The sequence below is a fragment of the Flavobacterium myungsuense genome (genome assembly GCF_042677265.1).
GTDB lineage: Bacteria > Bacteroidota > Bacteroidia > Flavobacteriales > Flavobacteriaceae > Flavobacterium > Flavobacterium myungsuense.
This window is the reverse complement of record NZ_JBHTIZ010000025.1, coordinates 1-16,953: the sequence shown is the minus strand read 5'-3', so window position 1 is coordinate 16,953 and position 16,953 is coordinate 1. Positions and strand designations below refer to the sequence as shown.

General features: G+C 30.8%; 13 protein-coding genes and 1 tRNA gene. 5 read left to right on the top strand and 9 right to left on the bottom strand.

The genetic code is table 11. The features are described 5' to 3' along the window. Positions 1-36: 36 nt before the first annotated feature. Positions 37-705 carry a DNA alkylation repair protein gene (locus ACFQ0S_RS09655; protein WP_379757152.1) on the bottom strand — a complete coding sequence of 223 codons (669 nt, stop codon included), beginning with the start codon at positions 703-705 and terminating at the stop codon, positions 37-39. Further along, positions 702-1,286, bottom strand: a complete 585-nt coding sequence (locus tag ACFQ0S_RS09650) for an acyl carrier protein phosphodiesterase (RefSeq protein ID WP_379757154.1) — start codon at positions 1,284-1,286, stop codon at positions 702-704. The genes ACFQ0S_RS09655 and ACFQ0S_RS09650 overlap by 4 nt, the downstream gene beginning before the upstream one ends. Before the next feature lie 105 nt (positions 1,287-1,391). Between ACFQ0S_RS09650 and glmM the strand changes: the two genes are divergently transcribed. Continuing rightward, the gene (glmM, locus tag ACFQ0S_RS09645) at positions 1,392-2,780 is read left to right on the top strand and encodes a phosphoglucosamine mutase (RefSeq protein WP_379757157.1); all 1,389 of its coding nucleotides are present in this window, start codon (positions 1,392-1,394) and stop codon (positions 2,778-2,780) included. Positions 2,781-2,842: 62 nt separating this feature from the next. Here the strand turns inward: glmM and ACFQ0S_RS09640 are convergent, their stop codons facing one another. Further along, on the bottom strand, positions 2,843-3,712 hold the full coding sequence (locus ACFQ0S_RS09640; protein WP_379757160.1) for a lysophospholipid acyltransferase family protein: 870 nt from the start codon (positions 3,710-3,712) through the stop codon (positions 2,843-2,845). A 107-nt stretch (positions 3,713-3,819) separates the two neighbouring features. Here ACFQ0S_RS09640 and ACFQ0S_RS09635 point away from each other — a divergent pair, with 107 nt between their 5' ends. Both ACFQ0S_RS09635 and ACFQ0S_RS09630 read left to right on the top strand, forming a co-directional pair. Next, positions 3,820-4,461, top strand: a complete 642-nt coding sequence (locus ACFQ0S_RS09635) for a rhomboid family intramembrane serine protease (RefSeq protein WP_379757163.1) — start codon at positions 3,820-3,822, stop codon at positions 4,459-4,461. Positions 4,462-4,511: 50 nt separating this feature from the next. Further along, on the top strand, positions 4,512-5,204 hold the full coding sequence (locus tag ACFQ0S_RS09630) for an SIMPL domain-containing protein (protein WP_379757166.1): 693 nt from the start codon (positions 4,512-4,514) through the stop codon (positions 5,202-5,204). 272 nt (positions 5,205-5,476) lie between these two features. Here ACFQ0S_RS09630 and ACFQ0S_RS09625 read toward each other — a convergent pair. Then, positions 5,477-5,557, bottom strand: a tRNA-Tyr gene (locus tag ACFQ0S_RS09625). Positions 5,558-5,727: 170 nt separating this feature from the next. Continuing rightward, complete coding sequence (locus ACFQ0S_RS09620; protein ID WP_379757169.1) at positions 5,728-6,912, bottom strand: DUF4369 domain-containing protein; 1,185 nt, start codon at positions 6,910-6,912, stop codon at positions 5,728-5,730. Between the two features lie 249 nt (positions 6,913-7,161). Here ACFQ0S_RS09620 and ACFQ0S_RS09615 point away from each other — a divergent pair, with 249 nt between their 5' ends. After that, on the top strand, positions 7,162-8,280 hold the full coding sequence (locus ACFQ0S_RS09615; protein WP_379757172.1) for a vWA domain-containing protein: 1,119 nt from the start codon (positions 7,162-7,164) through the stop codon (positions 8,278-8,280). 45 nt (positions 8,281-8,325) lie between these two features. After that, on the top strand, positions 8,326-9,783 hold the full coding sequence (locus ACFQ0S_RS09610; protein WP_379757175.1) for a magnesium chelatase: 1,458 nt from the start codon (positions 8,326-8,328) through the stop codon (positions 9,781-9,783). 20 nt (positions 9,784-9,803) lie between these two features. On the opposite strand, the gene ACFQ0S_RS09605 is transcribed toward ACFQ0S_RS09610, so the two are convergent. The 4 genes from ACFQ0S_RS09605 to ACFQ0S_RS09590 all read right to left on the bottom strand — a co-directional run bounded on the left by ACFQ0S_RS09605 (position 9,804) and on the right by ACFQ0S_RS09590 (position 16,824). Next, on the bottom strand, positions 9,804-13,343 hold the full coding sequence (locus ACFQ0S_RS09605) for a PAS domain-containing hybrid sensor histidine kinase/response regulator (protein ID WP_379757178.1): 3,540 nt from the start codon (positions 13,341-13,343) through the stop codon (positions 9,804-9,806). A gap of 95 nt (positions 13,344-13,438) precedes the next feature. Next, positions 13,439-14,788, bottom strand: coding sequence for a DEAD/DEAH box helicase (locus ACFQ0S_RS09600; protein WP_379757181.1), 1,350 nt, complete (start codon positions 14,786-14,788; stop codon positions 13,439-13,441). Between the two features lie 75 nt (positions 14,789-14,863). After that, on the bottom strand, positions 14,864-16,090 hold the full coding sequence (gene glgA / locus ACFQ0S_RS09595) for a glycogen synthase (protein ID WP_379757184.1): 1,227 nt from the start codon (positions 16,088-16,090) through the stop codon (positions 14,864-14,866). Positions 16,091-16,224: 134 nt separating this feature from the next. Next, positions 16,225-16,824: an NUMOD4 domain-containing protein gene (locus ACFQ0S_RS09590; protein ID WP_379757187.1), complete on the bottom strand. Its 600-nt coding sequence runs from the start codon at positions 16,822-16,824 to the stop codon at positions 16,225-16,227. Between the last annotated feature and the right edge of the window lie 129 nt (positions 16,825-16,953).

Sequence of the window (16,953 nt, the reverse complement as noted above, 5' to 3'; positions counted from 1 at the left end):
TGGTTGTAAAAATGCTAATTTACTACTAAATTAACTTTAACAAATATTTTTTAACGCTTCTTTTTCGCTCAATCGTTTTAATTTTGTTTTACTAAAAAAGGTTTTTATGGCTTGGGGATTTGTTTTGCCATATTCTCTAAGCGACCAGCCAATGGCTTTTTGTATAAAAAATTCATTTGAGTTTGAATGTTTGGTACATTCAGAAAATAAGATGTCGGCATTTGTTTTTATCTTATAACCTAACTGAAATAATAGAGCACTTCTATTAAGCCACATGTTATCAGAATTAGAAAATTGATCTACGACAGTATTACTTTCTTCTGAGAATTGTAATAAATATTCTCCAAGAATATATTTAGAGATGGTATCTACACTATCCCACCATGAATTTGTGATTAAAAGTTTTTTAATCAGTTGAATATCGTTTTTTATATAGTTTTTTTTAAGGCTTTTTATAAGAATTTCTATGGCACAATAATGAAACTCTCTCTCTTTTTTCGAAAATAATTCTAAAGCAATTTTTCGAGAATTATCCTTAATTTCCTCTTTATTTTTCAATAAAATTGTTTTCAAAATTGTTCTTCTTTCTTCCGTTTTTATTCCCAAAAAAACAAAATGATTTTTCATATATTTTTCCATAGGAATAGCATTTTCAACATTCTTTTTTTCAAGAAAAGCTGCTTCTAATTCTTTTATAAAAGTCATAAGGAAAGTAATTTTTGATTTGAAAATTCTCGTAATTCTTCAAAAAACAACGTAAATTCATTTTCAAATTGGAAATAAAACTCTTGTAATTCAACAATTGCTTCATGCATATTGGCTCTATGCTTTGTTCTACAATCCATCTGATATAAAATCTTTTCTATTCCAGCAAGCGATGCATAACTTACTAACCAGTTTTGGTCAATCATATATGGTACAATCGATTTTGTTTTGTCTGAAAGGATTACTTTATTATTTTCTAAAGATTTATAAAAACGTTTCACATAATCTTCGAGTTTTTCATCGGAATACTCGTTCCAGTTTTTTGCTAAAAAATGATCGTACAAAATATCCATAATTACTCCTGAATAATGACCGTATTTTACATGTAATCGATGCTTACTCTTTCTATATATTGGATGCAAATCTGTGAATGTATCGATTTGACGATGCAATAAAATTCCTTTAATTACTTCGTCAGGAAATTTCAAATAATCGTTTCCTCGTATTCCATCGGCCATAAAATTCCCGATTTTGATGATATCATTTTCACCAGAAAGATAAATATGTGCTAGAAAGTTCATTCGACTAATTTAATAATTTTATATATCAAAATATATTTTTCATACTTCAATTATTATATTTGTGAGCGATTTAAAATTTAAAATCCAAAATTTAAACCAATTACGATGACTTTAATAAAATCAATATCTGGAATTCGAGGAACAATAGGCGGAAAAGTAGGCGATAATCTAACTCCAGTTGATGCAGTAAAATTTGCTTCGGCTTACGGAACATGGTTGAAAAGCTATTCCAAAAAAGAAAAGTTAACCGTAGTTATTGGTCGTGATGCCCGTATTTCTGGACCAATGATTCATAATTTAGTGGTAAATACATTAATTGGTTTAGGTATTGATGTAATTGATTTAGGGCTATCTACAACCCCAACAGTGGAAGTTGCTGTTCCTCTAGAAAATGCCGATGGAGGAATTATTCTTACAGCTTCACACAACCCAAAACAATGGAATGCTTTGAAATTATTGAATGAAAAAGGAGAATTTCTAAGCGGAGAAAATGGAGAAAGAATTCTTGAAATTGCTGAAGCAGAAGCTTTTGATTTTTCAGATGTTGATAGTTTAGGCGAAATTACCATAAACGATGCCTATATGGATATTCATATAGATGAGGTTTTAAACCTTTCATTGGTTGATGTTGAAGCAGTGAAAGCAGCAAAATTTAAAGTTGTAGTTGATGGTGTAAACTCTTCTGGCGGAATTATTATTCCAAAATTGTTAGAATTAATGGGAGTGGAAGTCGTGAAATTATACTGCGAACCTAACGGACATTTTCCGCATAATCCAGAACCTTTAAAAGAGCATTTAACCGATATTTCAGAATTAGTGGTTAGAGAAAAAGCTCATTTGGGAATTGTAGTAGATCCTGATGTAGATCGTTTGGCTTTTATTTGCGAAGACGGAGAAATGTTTGGAGAAGAATATACTTTAGTAGCTTGCGCCGATTATGTTTTGAGTAGAACACCAGGTAATACAGTTTCTAATATGTCATCTTCACGTGCTTTGCGAGATGTAACCAATAATCATAAAGGAAATTATGAAGCAAGTGCAGTAGGCGAGGTAAACGTGGTTGAATTAATGAAAAAGAATAATGCTATTATAGGTGGCGAAGGTAATGGCGGAATAATTTATCCTGAATTGCATTACGGTCGTGATAGTTTAGTAGGAGTAGCTTTATTCTTAACACATTTGGCATACAAAAAAATGAGTGTTTCTGCATTGCGAGCTTCGTATCCAGAATATTATATGAGTAAAAATAAAATTGAATTAACTCCACAAATTGATGTTGACGCTATTCTTGTTGCTATGACTGACAAATATAAGAACGAAGATATCACTACAATTGATGGAGTAAAAATAGATTTTGCTGAGAATTGGGTGCATTTACGAAAATCAAATACGGAACCCATTATCCGAATATATACAGAAGCCGCTACGCAACAAAAAGCAGATGATTTAGCTTTTAAAATTATTGATGAGATAAAAGCTATAGCTGGAATTTAGAAATCAAAACAAAATAAAAAAAACCTTTCAAAAATGTAAAAATTGAAAGGTTTTTTTATGATTTACCGTCTGTGTTTCCAGCGTTTATGAGTCCATAAGTAATACTCTGGGGCTTCATAAATTTGTTGTTCTACTAATTTTAGAAATTGATTTGTAATTTCATAATTAGGCACTTTTTTTACATCTTCAGAAAGAATTTCAAAACTGGCTTCATAATAACCTCGTTTTACTTTCTTTGTTCTTAAGAAAATCACGTTCATATCGTATTTTTTTGAGAGCATTTCAGCGCCAGTGTGAACGGGAACTTCTATTCCCATAAAACTATTCCAATGAAAGACGGAGTAAATTTTAGGAGATTGATCACTAGCAAATCCATAAATACTCATTACATTATTTCTGTAATTATTTGCAATAACGGGAATTGTTTCTTTAGTAGTAATAAGATACGCTTTAAATCGGGATCGAATATCATGAACTAGTTTGTCAAAATAGGGATTGTTTATTTTTTTATAAATACCGTAACCTTTAAAATCAATATGTCTATTCAGTGTTACTGCCCATTCATAGCTTGCGTAATGCGCACACATAACGGCAATACTTTTTTGTTTTTTTTCAAGCTCTTTATATACTTCCATATTTGTAAAGACGTAACGCTTATCAATTTCTTTCTCAGGGATAGTCATTGTTTTTATCATTTCAAGAAACATATCACACATGTGATGAAAGAATTTTTTTTCAATAATCAATCGCTCTTTATTTGATAAGTGGGGTAGGGCTAATGCTAAATTTTCTCTAACTGTTTTTTTTCGGTAACCAATAATGTTATAGACTAAAACATAAACAAAATCAGAAAATAGATATAATATTCGAAAAGGCAGTATAGATATTATCCAAAGAAATGGATATAAAATAAGATAAATTAAAAATTGCATTAAGTTAAATTTTTTACAAATATACATTTAAAACCCTATTTATATATTCTAGTTTAACAAAAGCTAAACAAACAATGACTATTTTTACAACAAATAGCAACTGTAATATGAATACAATATTAATAACAATTATAGCATTAAATCTAATCGTTAGTTTTAAAGGATTTGGAGATTTATCTTTTTTTAGAAAATACGAATTCCACATCGGAAGTATCCGATCCGGCGAACAAATTAGAATGTTTTCTTCTGCTTTTTTGCATGCAGACCTTGGACATTTGTTTTTTAATATGTTTACATTATACATGTTTGCTCCTGTAGTCATTAATCATTTAGAGAGTTTTTCGTTTCTGACCGTTTATTTAGGAAGTTTAATTTTTGGAAGTTTACTGACACTTTATTTTCACAAAGACGATTACAGTTATAGAGCCATTGGCGCTTCAGGTGCTGTTACTGGAGTTTTGTATTCAGCAATATTATTGCAGCCAGACATGAGTTTGTATTTGTTTTTTGTGCCAATTCCGATACCGGCTTACTTATTTGGGATTGGCTATTTGTTATATTCTATTTACGGAATGAAAGCTAAGAATGATAATATAGGACATACGGCTCATTTTGGTGGTGCTATTGGTGGTTTTCTAATTACCATTCTAAAACAACCACAAATGCTAACAGAAAATACTTTTATGGTTATTCTATTGGCTATTCCAATAGTAATTCTTTTTGTTATGGCAAAAACTGGAAAATTATAATTGGCATAACATTTGAATAGTATGTATAAAATTTATTAAACTATAAAAAAATGAAAAAAACAGCACTAATTTTTATTTTAGCATTTACAACACTTTTAGAAGCACAAGAATTGAAGCAAGTACCAATGATTAATGTATCGGGCGAAGGAAAAATAAAAGTGGTTCCAGATCAAGCCTTAGTTTCAATTTCGTTAGAAACTAAAGGAACCAACGCAGCTGATGTGAAAAAAGAAAACGACATCAAAATGGATGCTGTTTTGAAATACATCAAAAAAGCAAATATTGCTAAAGAAGATTTTCAAACGCAACGTGTTTCTTTGAATCCAAATTACGATTATGAAAAAAAGAAACACAATTATTTAGCAACACAAACTGTACAAATTTTATTAAAAGATTTGTCTAAATATGATGCTCTTGTAGATGGTTTAGTAGAAATAGGAATCAATAGAATAGATAATGTTGAATTTAAATCTTCTAAATTTGCTTTATTGCAATCGGATGCCAGAAAGTTAGCGATTAAAGATGCCAAAGTAAAAGCTGAAGATTTTGTATCTGTTTTAGGACAAAAAGTTGGAAAAGCGATTACAATATCTGATAATTCCCAAAATTACAATCCTCAGCCCATTCGTTACGCTATGAAAACTATGTCAATGGCTGGTGATGCTGCAGAATCAAGAGAAACTTTAGCAACAGGTGAAATAGAAATTATTGTAAACGTAAGTGTAAGTTTTATTTTAGAATAAATAAGCGGTAATTTTTTATACTAAAAAGTCCCAAAATATTATGGGACTTTTTTTTGTGGGGATTGCAGGATTGCTTTGCCATCCTTAGAAAGGTGTCCTTGCTCAATATTTTAAAACAAAAAAACCATCAAGCGAGCTTGTGGTTTTTTCTTCTTGAAAACATTGTGGGGATAGCAGGATTATTATAAATAATACTAAAAGGAGCCCTTTGCACAAAAATAAAGACACATTTTATCGAAGCGAGCTTCATAAAATGTGTCTTATTATTTTTGTGGGGAGAGCAGGATTCGAACCTGCGAAGTTCACACAGCAGATTTACAGTCTGCCCTCGTTGGCCGCTTGAGTATCTCCCCAATTGAAGAAACGAAATTTGTTCTTCTTAGCGGTTGCAAATATAAAAACTGTTTCGATGTTTACAAACAAATTTGAAATTAAATCTCATACTATTTGTAATCATTTGGTATTGAGTTAAAAAAAAATCTCCACTAAGGAGATTTTTTTTTAAACTCGATAATAAAATGAATTATTTACCTAAAAGTTCTACAACTTTAGCTTTTAATTCAGCCCCTCTTAAATCTTTTGCAACGATTTTTCCTGAAGCGTCCAATACTAATGTTGAAGGAATTTGTTTTATATTGTATGTTAAAGCAATAGGATCATCAAACTCTTTCAAGTTTGAAATTTGATTCCATGTCAACTTATCTTTAGCAATGGCTTCTTTCCATTTTGTAGCATCTTTATCAAGTGAAACTCCAATAATGTTTAATCCTTTTGCATGCAATTCATTATACATAGCCACATTTGCAGGGTTTTCTGCTCTACAAGGTGCGCACCATGAAGCCCAAAAATCGATTATAGTTACTTTTCCTAAGCTTTCTTTTAAAGAAATAGATTTTCCGTTAGGACTTGGAGCTATAAAGTCGGGAGCAATACTTCCAACTTCAGTAGCACCAACTGCTGCAACCGGTTTAGTAAGTTGATCTAATTTGGTTTTTATGTTTTTACCGTGTTTGGTATCTTTTATAGATTTGTCTAAAGCTGTATAGTATTTTTTAATTTTTGAAACATCAGGAATCATTTGATTAAACATTCCTTCTATAATTAATGCCGATATAAATGCTTTTGGATGCGTATTTAAATATTCTTCAGATTGTTTCGCAAACTCTTCTTGAAATTTACTGTATTCTTTTCTTAAACTATTCATGACAACCGTATCGTTTTTTTGTTGCGCTTCGGTCATTTTAGCCATATTGACATTCTGAAACTTCATCATTTTCTTCTGAATTTTCATACCGTTCTCTTTATAGCTAGTCAGTTCTTCATTGTTATAAGTTCCAGTAACTTTTGTAATAGAAATACTGTCTTTATTTATAACCATATCAATATCACCATTTTCTAAAATAAACGGAATTTTACCCTCCACTTTTTCAACTTGAATTAAATGCATTTCAGGCTCTTTTGCAGATCCTGTAAAAGTAAATTTGCCATTTTCAATTTTTACGGTATCAATTGGCTTTAGTTGACCTGTTAATTGATCTTGAACTTCAAGAGTAACGGTTTTACCATTATCAATACCTTTAATAGTACCTGTAACTATATATTCGTTATCTCCGGCTTTATTACATGAAAGTATTACTGCAACAACTGCAAGTACTAATACAATTTTTTTACTCATGGTTAAAACATTTTTTTGGTATTCGTGAATCATCGATTTCATTTTAAATTTAGAATTTGAATTTAAGTTTGCAAAAGTATTTAAATTTATAAGTAATTTATAATTTTATCACTTAATTTTATGTTATAGTTTCTATACTATGGTTTTATAATAGAGAAGACTATATTTTACAAGCAGTTTAGTTAAAAGCCTAGTTTTAAATTATTTCTGTTTTAATACTTTAACTAAAAATTAATAAGTGTTTTTCCGTGTGCCTTTCTAAATAAATTAATTTTATGGTCTATGAATGACAATACTAAAAAAGGGTTCCGCTTCAAGCAATATGAAGCACCATTTTTATCGCCTTTTGATAAACTTTTTGAAATTTTCAAAGAATTAATTACACACACTTCTGGCGATTTTGATGAAGCTATAGATTGGTTACGTGCTTTAGATAAGGAATACAAACTCACAGATTCAGCCTATACTATTGATGATTTTATTGAAGATTTAAAGAGAAAAGGCTATATACGTGATGAATTGAAAGATGATGGCACTACCGGAACTGGCATTACTGCAAAAACAGAACGAGCCATTCGCCAGCAGGCATTAGATCAAATTTTCGGGAATTTAAAACGCAGCGGTAGTGGCAATCACAAATCAAAACATTCCGGAAATGGTGACGAGCATATAGGAGAATTTAGAGAATTTCATTTCGGTGACGGTTTAGAACGAATTTCTTTAACAGAAAGTTTGCGAAATGCTCAAATTAATAATGGCGTAGAAAGTTTTCAACTTACCGAAAATGATTTGATTGTTGAAGAAACGCAATTCAAGTCGCAAATGAGTACCGTTTTAATGATAGACATTAGTCATAGTATGATATTATATGGCGAAGATCGCATAACGCCAGCAAAGAAGGTAGCTATGGCTCTAGCCGAATTAATAACTACTCGTTATCCTAAAGACACTCTAGATATTCTGGTTTTTGGAAATGATGCTTGGACAATACCTTTTCGGGATTTACCTTATTTAAAAGTTGGTCCTTATCATACCAATACTGTTGCTGGTTTGCAACTTGCTATGGATTTATTGCGAAGAAAAAGGAATACCAATAAGCAAATTTTTATGATTACCGACGGAAAACCAAGTTGTGTTCGTGAGCGTGACGGTTCCTATTACATGAATAGCAACGGATTGGATGAATACATTGTAGATAAATGTTACAATCAGGCACAACAAGCCCGTAAACTGCATATTCCCATTACCACTTTTATGATTGCCAACGATCCGTACCTACAAAAATTCGTCAATCGGTTTACTGAAGCCAATCAAGGGAAAGCTTTTTACACCGGATTAAAAGGTTTGGGTGAAATGATTTTTGAAGATTATGAAGCCAATAGGAAGAAGAGAGTAAAATAGAATCGATTTCAATTACAATAATCAATTACAATTTAAAATATAATAATGAACAATATAAACACATTAGGTGAATTAATTCAATCAGGATATCAAAGCAAAAGCATTAAAGACGAGTTAAGAAATAATCTTCGTGAAAAAATCAAGTCAGGGAAACCCGTTTTTGAAGGCGTTCATGGGTTTGAGAATACTGTCATTCCAGAATTAGAACGAGCAATTTTATCAAGACATAATATTAATTTATTAGGGCTTCGAGGTCAGGCAAAAACGCGATTGGCTCGAAAAATGATAGAACTGTTAGATGAATATATGCCAATTGTTGATGGCTCTGAAATAAACGATGATCCGTTACAGCCTATTTCACGATTTGCCAAAGATTTGATTGCCGAAAGAGGAAATTCGACACCCATAAAATGGATTCATAGAAGTGAACGTTTTTTTGAAAAACTAGCCACTCCAGATGTCACCGTTGCTGATTTAATTGGCGATGTAGATCCTATAAAAGCGGCTAATTTAAAATTATCGTATGCTGATGATCGTGTGATACACTTTGGAATGATTCCAAGAGCCAATCGTTGTATTTTTGTTATAAACGAATTACCCGATTTGCAAGCTAGAATTCAGGTGGCATTGTTCAATATTTTACAAGAAGGCGACATACAAATTCGCGGTTTCAAATTAAGAATGCCTTTAGATATGCAATTTGTTTTTACTGCCAATCCCGAAGATTATACCAATCGTGGTAGTATTGTAACTCCTTTAAAAGATAGAATTGGGTCTCAAATACTTACTCATTATCCAGATACTATTAAAATTGCCAGAACAATAACTGAGCAAGAAGCTAAAATCGATGCAACTCAAAGTGATTTGGTTTTCATTCCTTCATTAGCTAGAGATTTATTGGAACAAATTAGTTTTGAAGCACGTGAAAGCGAATATATTGACCATAAAAGTGGCGTTAGTGCTAGAATGAGTATAACTGCTTTAGAAAATTTAGTCAGTACTGCCGAGCGACGTGCACTAAAATCTGGAGCTGACACCACTACAATACGATTATCTGATTTTATGGGAATCATACCATCAATAACTGGAAAAGTAGAATTGGTTTATGAAGGCGAACAAGAAGGAGCAGCCGAGGTGGCACAACATTTAATAGGTGATGCCATACATACTTTTTTTCCTGCTTATTTTCCTAAAATTGAAAAGCTAGAAAAACAAGAAGAAAGAAACGCCTATTCTGATATTATAGATTGGTTTTTTACTGAAAGTGGATTCGAATTGCTCGACGATTGTTCTGATGAAGAGTATAAGAAAATTTTAGACGCCATAATTCCTTTAGAAATTTTAATTAAAAAGTATCAGCCAAATGTTGATGCCCACGAAAAAAATTTCATGAAAGAATTTATTCTTTGGGGATTAGTAGAATACAATAAACTGAGTAAAGATAGACTTTCAGACGGTTACCAATTTAAAGATATGTATGGAAGTTATATTAGTAAGTTGTAAGATTTATTTGAATTGTTTTTTTATTTATTTAACCACTGAATTATTTTTTTCTCTAACTCACATTCAATAATGGGTTTAGTGATATAATCGTTCATACCAGCTTTAATGCATTTTTCTCTATCATCTAACATGATTCCTGCTGTTAATGCAATGATTATAATTGTAGTATTATTCTTTAATCGTCTAATTTCGGTAGTTGTTTCATAGCCGTTTTTTTCGGGCATTTGTATGTCCATTAATATTAAATCTAAAGCTTCACTTTTAAAAATTTTAATAGCATCATCTCCTGTATATGCTTCAAAAATAATACAATTTGGAAGTATTCTTTTTAGTAATGTTTTAGTTAAAAACATGTTTATTTTATTATCTTCAACAACCAAAATTTTTATTGTGTCGTTAATAACTATAGTATCATTTTTTGTATTTAATTTAATTTTTGGTACTGAAATTCCTTTCGCTTTCTTGACTTGTAAAGTAAAGTTAAAATCACTTCCTTTTCCAAATTCACTAACGAGTTGCAGTTTACTATTCATTAAACCTAATAACTGATTCGAAATAGCCAAACCCAATCCAGTGCCACCAAATTTTCTGGTGGTGGTATTGTCTTCTTGTACAAAAGAAAAGAATATTTTTTCTTGATTTTGCTGTTTTATACCAATTCCGGTATCTTTTACTGAAAAATAAAGTGTCGATAATTTCTCGTTTAACAATTGGAGTTGTTTAATAGTTATAGTAATAGACCCCAATGGAGTAAACTTTAAAGCGTTACTAATTAAATTCACTATTATTTGTTTTAAACGTAATGGGTCAACAAAAATATATTCGGGAACTTCCTTTTCAATAGATAAAATTAAATCAATATTTTTTATAATGGCTTGATGTTTAAACAAATCGACTACTTGATTTAACAACTCAAAAAGATTAATTTCTTCGATATTGAGTTCTAGTTTTCCTGATTCTATTTTCGAAAAATCTAAAATATCGTTAATAATCTCCATTAAAGTATTAGCAGATTCTTTAACAGTATGCATGTATTCTGATTGGTTTTTTTCAAGATTTGTTTTTAATAATAAATCACTAAAACCTATAATTCCGTTTAATGGGGTTCGAATTTCATGACTCATATTAGCAAGAAAATCGGATTTAGATTTGTTTGCCGATTCTGCTATTTCTTTTGCTTTAATTAATTCTATTTCAGTCACTTTTCTTGAAGTAATGTCAATAAAGCTAATTACAATTTCATTTACTTTATGTTCATTGTCAATAACTGGAAATCCATTTACAATGAGCCAAATCAAATCATTAACATCAGGACGTATTACACCAATAATTAAGTTTTTTATATCTTTTTTACTGTTAAGTATATAATTAACAGGATACTCTTCAAATTGTAGCGCAGTATTATCTTCATTTATAAATTTCCAAACTGGATTAATGGCTTGCTTACCTTTTAATTGTTCTTCACTCAAGCCTAGTAGTTCAGATGCTTTAGAATTACTCATCATAATTGAAGTATCTGCATTGTGAATTACAACACCTGCATCAAGATTATTTAATAATCCGCGATACCAATTTTCACTTTCCTGAAGTTTTTTTTCATTTTGCTTTCGTTCTGATATATCTCGAATTGTTCCTACAACAGAAATAAGTTTGTCATTTTCCCACTTCATATTTCCTTTACCAAGTACCCAGCGTTCTGATTTGTCACTTACTCGAATAATTTTATACTCTTTGTCGAATGATTTTTTTTTATCTATAATTTCATTGGTAAGATAATCAATCATTGGTTTTTGCCAATCGGTATGAACAATGGTATTCATCCAATTTTCAGAATTTAAATTATAATTTGAATCAATACCAAAAATTGAATCTAAAACCTCTGATCTCGTCCATTTTCCAGTAATTACATCAATACTATACGTTCCGAGACTTGCAATTATCTGAGTTTCTTTTAAAAATTGTTCACTTTCTATTAATTTATTTTCAATTTTTTTTCGTCTCGAAATATCTCTTGCAAAAACAAGAAGTCTTCCGTCATATAATAATTTAGAAGTAAGTTCAACATGAAATAAGATGCCATTTTTGCCCTTCATAATCCTTTCTGTAATAACGACTTTTCCCATTTTTAAATCACTAAAATGAAAAGGATTTTTTTCTATGTCTTCTGGAATTGTAAAATCATAAATCGACATATTTAGCAATTCTTTTTCAGAATAGTGGGTTAATTTACTTAGGCTTGCGTTTACATTAATTAATTTACCAGCTTCATCAGCAATTAATATTCCGTCGGATGCCTGTTCGACTAAAACTCTGTATTTTTCCTCGCTTTCTAATAAATCATTTTCAGCTTTCTTTCTTTCAGTAATATCTCTAGCGATACAGGCAATTCCTATTATATTTTCTTCATTATATATTGGATTTAAATTGATTTCGAGCAAGTTACTTTCTAATTGCTCGGTTTTTGGCACTAAAACCTCTATTTTTGTTGGCTCACCCCACAATCCTTTACTATAAAGTTCTTTCCAAAATTTTAAATAATCATCTTCGAAATACTTTGGATTTAATAAATTGCTGCCTCTTTCTAAAATCATTCCATATTTTTCACTCATTTGGTTAATAAAGGTTTTATTGCCCACAATAAGTTTAAAATCGCTATCAACGCTCCACATCAAATCGTCAGTACTATTTATAAGTGCTTCATGATTTTTTTGTTCTTTTTCTTTAAGAGTCTCGGCAATATGCTTTTTTTCAGTTATATCTTGACAAATTCCTCTCAATCCATAAACATTTCCTTTTATATCTTGAATAGGAATTCCAGTTCCATAAACCCATTTTACCTTATTATTTGGCAGCATCACACGATGCTCAATTTCATAAGGTTTTTTGTGTTCTACTGTTTGTTCTATTTTTTCTTGTAAATGTGTAATGTCTTCGTTAGGAAGTCTTGATAAATAGTCTAAGTATAGTTTTGGATTGGGTTCTTTTTTTAATTCGTATATCTCATATAATTCATTAGTCCAGTGCAACTCATTTGTAATTAAATTGAATTCCCAGCTCCCAATTTTTGCAATTTTTTGAGCCTCATTTAATAATTTTTCACTGGCAATTAGTTTGCCTTCTGAATTTCTGATTTCGGTTATATCTCTGGCAATTGCATAAATTAAATTGTTTACAGAATTTAAACTCGCTCTCCATTGAAAAAAAACTATTTCTCCGTTTTTTTTAAGATATCTGTTTTCAAAATCTACCGATGGATTTCTTGGGGTAATTTTGCTTATTTCTAAATATGTTTTTGCTTTATCTTCTGGATGGATAAAATCAGTAAAGGGATTTTTCGAGTTGATTTCTTTTTTTGAATATCCTAAAACTTTTTGAAAAGAGGAATTAATTTCTTTGAAAACACCGTCTTTACTCGCAACACAAATTAAATCGAGCGATTCATTAATGAAGAATTCAAAGTTGGTTATTGATTTATCAATTTCTTTTAATTGATTATTTTCAAGCTCTAGTTTTTTAACTTTTTTGAGTAATTCTTCATATGTCGAGTTAGTTTCTTTCATATTCAAAAGTCATTCAAAAAATTTATACTAATGTGAATATTAAAAATACAAAAAAATTAACATTAAACAGATACTTAAGTAGTATTTTTTTGAAGTTATTTTTTGTCTTTCCTTTTCTTGTCTCTAGTTTTTAGCATATTTCTATTAACTGAACCATGAGTTTTCTTTTTGGTTTTTGATGGTCCGCCTAGATTCACCTTTTTGTTCTTTTTAGCTTTATCATGAAAAGCACCATCGCCATCTAACTTTGGTTTTTTCATTAAAAATTTAATGGGCTGTTTGTCTTTCTCGGGGCCAATAAGTTTAAGAGAAATAGGTACTTCTTCAGGAAAAGGTTCAATCACTAATTCTTTATTCATAAGTACCTCAGCTTCCATTTTAAACTCCTCTTCTCTTGGCGTAAAGAAACTTATGGCGGTACCTGTAGCATCGGCACGACCTGTTCTACCTATTCGATGCATATATAATTCAGGATATTCGGGAATTTCAAAATTAATAACATGAGTAATATCTGAAATATCCAAACCTCTTGCCATAATATCGGTAGTTATAATACCACGCAAATTTCCTTCTTGAAAAGATGCCATCGTACTCAATCGATAATTTTGAGATTTATTAGAATGGATAACGCCAAATTGTCCTTCAAAATCTTCATCGATACTTTCATGAAGCATGTCTGATATTTTTTTGTTATTTACAAAAATAAGCACACGACTCATGTCTGCATTTGTAGACAATAAATGTTTGAGTAGATTTATTTTGGTATTAAAATTCGGAACTTCGTAAGTAATTTGTTTGATGTTCTCTAATGGTGTTCCCGATGCCGCTAAACTAACTTCTTCAGGAAAATCGAAAAAGTCATTCAAAACGGCATCAACTTCATCAGTCATTGTTGCCGAAAATAATATATTTTGACGTTTTGGTTTCATCATGGCTAATATAGCTGTGAGTTGCACTCTGAAACCTAAGTTTAGCATTTCGTCAAATTCGTCAATAACTAATTTCGAGGTTTCGTCAAATCGAATTACATTGTCTAAGGCCAAATCCATGGTTCTTCCCGGAGTACCTACTAAAATATCGATTCCTTGATATACCGCTGTTTTTTGGGTATTAATATTTACACCGCCATAAATCCCTAAGGTTCTAACTGACATGTATTTGGTTAATTTCTCAATTTCTTCAACTACTTGAACCACTAATTCTCGAGTAGGTACTAGAATGACAATTTTGGGAGTATGGGTTGGAACAAATTTATACAATTTCAACAACGGCAATAAATAAGCAAAAGTTTTACCTGTACCAGTTTGCGCAATACCCATCATGTCTCGACCTGACATAATCACGGCAAATGATTTCTCCTGAATTGGAGTAGGTGTGGTAAACCCTAATTCATCAATTGCTTTTTGTACTGATTTAGGTAGATTGAATTGCTCGAAAGTGCTCATTTATTTCTATTTTCGGCAAAGGTACGTTATTTCAAATTAATGAAAGAATCCGTTTAAATTCAGAAAAATTAAATCCTAAGCTTGTTCTTTTTTGAATTTTGAAATTACTTCTTGATAATAGTTAAAAGTTATTTTTGCAATAGATTCCCAACTGAATATTTGTAAAACTCTAATTCGACCCGCTTTTCCCATAGCAGTTGCCAAGGCTTCATCATCTAAAAGTAAATTAACTTTTGAGGCAAAATCTTTTTGAAATGCTTCAGGATTCAAAGGATTAAAGTCGGTTCTAGAAACACTTTGTAAAGGAACTAAGTATCCTGTTGTTCCTTCAACAATAATTTCTGGAATTCCCCCTACATGACTACCTACAACAGGAGTTTCACAGGCCATCGCTTCTAAATTTATGATGCCAAAAGGTTCGTATAATGATGGGCAAGCAAATACTCTTGCGTGGCTGTATAATACTTTTATTTTTTCTCTAGGAAGCATTTCAGAAATTAATATGACTCCATCTCTTTCTTTACGTAAATCGGCAATTAAAGCTTCGGTTTCGAGCTCAATTTCTTTAGTATCAGGAGCTCCAGCACATAAAACTATTTGCGAATTTTTGTTGAAGTGTTTTGCAGCAGCAATAAGTTGTGAAATTCCTTTTTGACGTGTAATTCGTCCCACAAAAAGTACAAACGGAATATTTGGATCAATTCCGTATTTTTCAAGCAAAGAGTTGTCAAAAGTGGGTTTATAAAATTCTGGGTCTATTCCGTTATGAATTACAGTTACTTTTTCTTTAGCAACACCATAAGCTTCAATTACATCCTCTTTCATTTGTTCGCTCACGGCAATAATTCCATCTGCTAACTTGTAGGCGCTTTGCTCTATCCATCTGGATAAAAAATAACCATTACCTAATTGTTCTACTTTCCAAGGGCGGTGTGTTTCTAAACTATGGGTAGTTAATATTAAAGGTACTTGTAAAAGTTCTCTAGTAAAAATTCCAGCGAGATGACTATACCATGTATGACAATGAATAATGTCAGTATCTGGAGTGGCTTGAGCCATTTCTACATTTTTACTTAAATTATGAAACATTTTAATATGAGCATTATTAGGGTCTTCCATTTTTGTCAGAGAAGAAGTAATTCCAACCACATTCATGTTTTCTAATGCAACCTTTTGGTCACCAAAACATCGCACTTCTATTTGTCCCAATTTTGCTAATTCTTGACTCAGAAAATCAATATGAACGCCAGCTCCACCATATATATTAGGCGGGAATTCATTGGTAAAAAGTGCTATTTTCATGTTTATTACGTTTAGTAGTGTTGATTGTATTGTTAAGAGTATAAATTTAGAAATTTAATTTATAAAACGAAGTACTTTTTTTAATTTAAAATAAATCTCATCCTGAATTAAATTTAATGTAATCTTTTTAAGAATTAGACATTAATATGCCCCCAATTCTCACCACTTTTTATACGTCGAATCTGCATTTCGCTAACACCAAATTGTTTGGCAATCATTTTAAGTCTTGTTTTTTGCTCTGGTTTTGCAAGTAATTTTTTTATGAGCATTACTTTTGTAACGGTCAATTTTGCGCCATTAGATTTTAAATTGTGTTCTAATAAATTTTTTCTCGCTTCAAGAACATGTGGGCTTTTATTGCTGTGTTCTATCATTTCTTCTCTAGTAGCCCATTTTAGATTTCTGTAATCGTCATTATCCCGTTTTCGGTCTAAATGTAGAACATAAGTTTGGTCTTCAGCCGTCTTAGGGATAAAATATTCGGCAATAAGTTTACAAAAAAAGAAATGTTTGTTGGTAACTTTACCGTTGTTAAATTTTTTGTATTTAAACACTTTATAGCCATCTACAGTACTTCCTTTAAGCAAACGTCCAAATTTTATTTCTTTTTTAAAACTTATTATTCGTCCTTTGTTTGAAATAGCATATCGAAGTTTTAAATTATCTTCAAAAAATAGTTCTTTAAATTCTTCATTAGGAAAAACCCTAATGGGCTCCATAGGTTTTAGTTTCATTTGGATTAATTTTTGTGGTATTTTATTAATTGAGTTTATTAATTACAAACCCGTTGGGTGTAATTAAATTATTTGATTTTTAATATTGTTTATAGGTCTGTCAAAAATGAATTTATTGATATACTGAAC

What these genes read in the sequence shown, in the direction of transcription:
- ACFQ0S_RS09600 (WP_379757181.1), bottom strand. Translation starts at nt 14,788, where the DNA reads ATGAGCACTTTCGAGCAATTCAATCTACCTAAATCAGTACAAAAAGCA.
- ACFQ0S_RS09630 (WP_379757166.1), top strand. Translation starts at nt 4,512, where the DNA reads ATGAAAAAAACAGCACTAATTTTTATTTTAGCATTTACAACACTTTTA.
- ACFQ0S_RS09640 (WP_379757160.1), bottom strand. Translation starts at nt 3,712, where the DNA reads ATGCAATTTTTAATTTATCTTATTTTATATCCATTTCTTTGGATAATA.
- ACFQ0S_RS09635 (WP_379757163.1), top strand. Translation starts at nt 3,820, where the DNA reads ATGAATACAATATTAATAACAATTATAGCATTAAATCTAATCGTTAGT.
- ACFQ0S_RS09610 (WP_379757175.1), top strand. Translation starts at nt 8,326, where the DNA reads ATGAACAATATAAACACATTAGGTGAATTAATTCAATCAGGATATCAA.
- ACFQ0S_RS09620 (WP_379757169.1), bottom strand. Translation starts at nt 6,912, where the DNA reads ATGATTCACGAATACCAAAAAAATGTTTTAACCATGAGTAAAAAAATT.
- glgA (WP_379757184.1), bottom strand. Translation starts at nt 16,090, where the DNA reads ATGAAAATAGCACTTTTTACCAATGAATTCCCGCCTAATATATATGGT.
- ACFQ0S_RS09590 (WP_379757187.1), bottom strand. Translation starts at nt 16,824, where the DNA reads ATGAAACTAAAACCTATGGAGCCCATTAGGGTTTTTCCTAATGAAGAA.
- ACFQ0S_RS09605 (WP_379757178.1), bottom strand. Translation starts at nt 13,343, where the DNA reads ATGAAAGAAACTAACTCGACATATGAAGAATTACTCAAAAAAGTTAAA.
- ACFQ0S_RS09615 (WP_379757172.1), top strand. Translation starts at nt 7,162, where the DNA reads ATGAATGACAATACTAAAAAAGGGTTCCGCTTCAAGCAATATGAAGCA.
- glmM (WP_379757157.1), top strand. Translation starts at nt 1,392, where the DNA reads ATGACTTTAATAAAATCAATATCTGGAATTCGAGGAACAATAGGCGGA.
- ACFQ0S_RS09650 (WP_379757154.1), bottom strand. Translation starts at nt 1,286, where the DNA reads ATGAACTTTCTAGCACATATTTATCTTTCTGGTGAAAATGATATCATC.
- ACFQ0S_RS09655 (WP_379757152.1), bottom strand. Translation starts at nt 705, where the DNA reads ATGACTTTTATAAAAGAATTAGAAGCAGCTTTTCTTGAAAAAAAGAAT.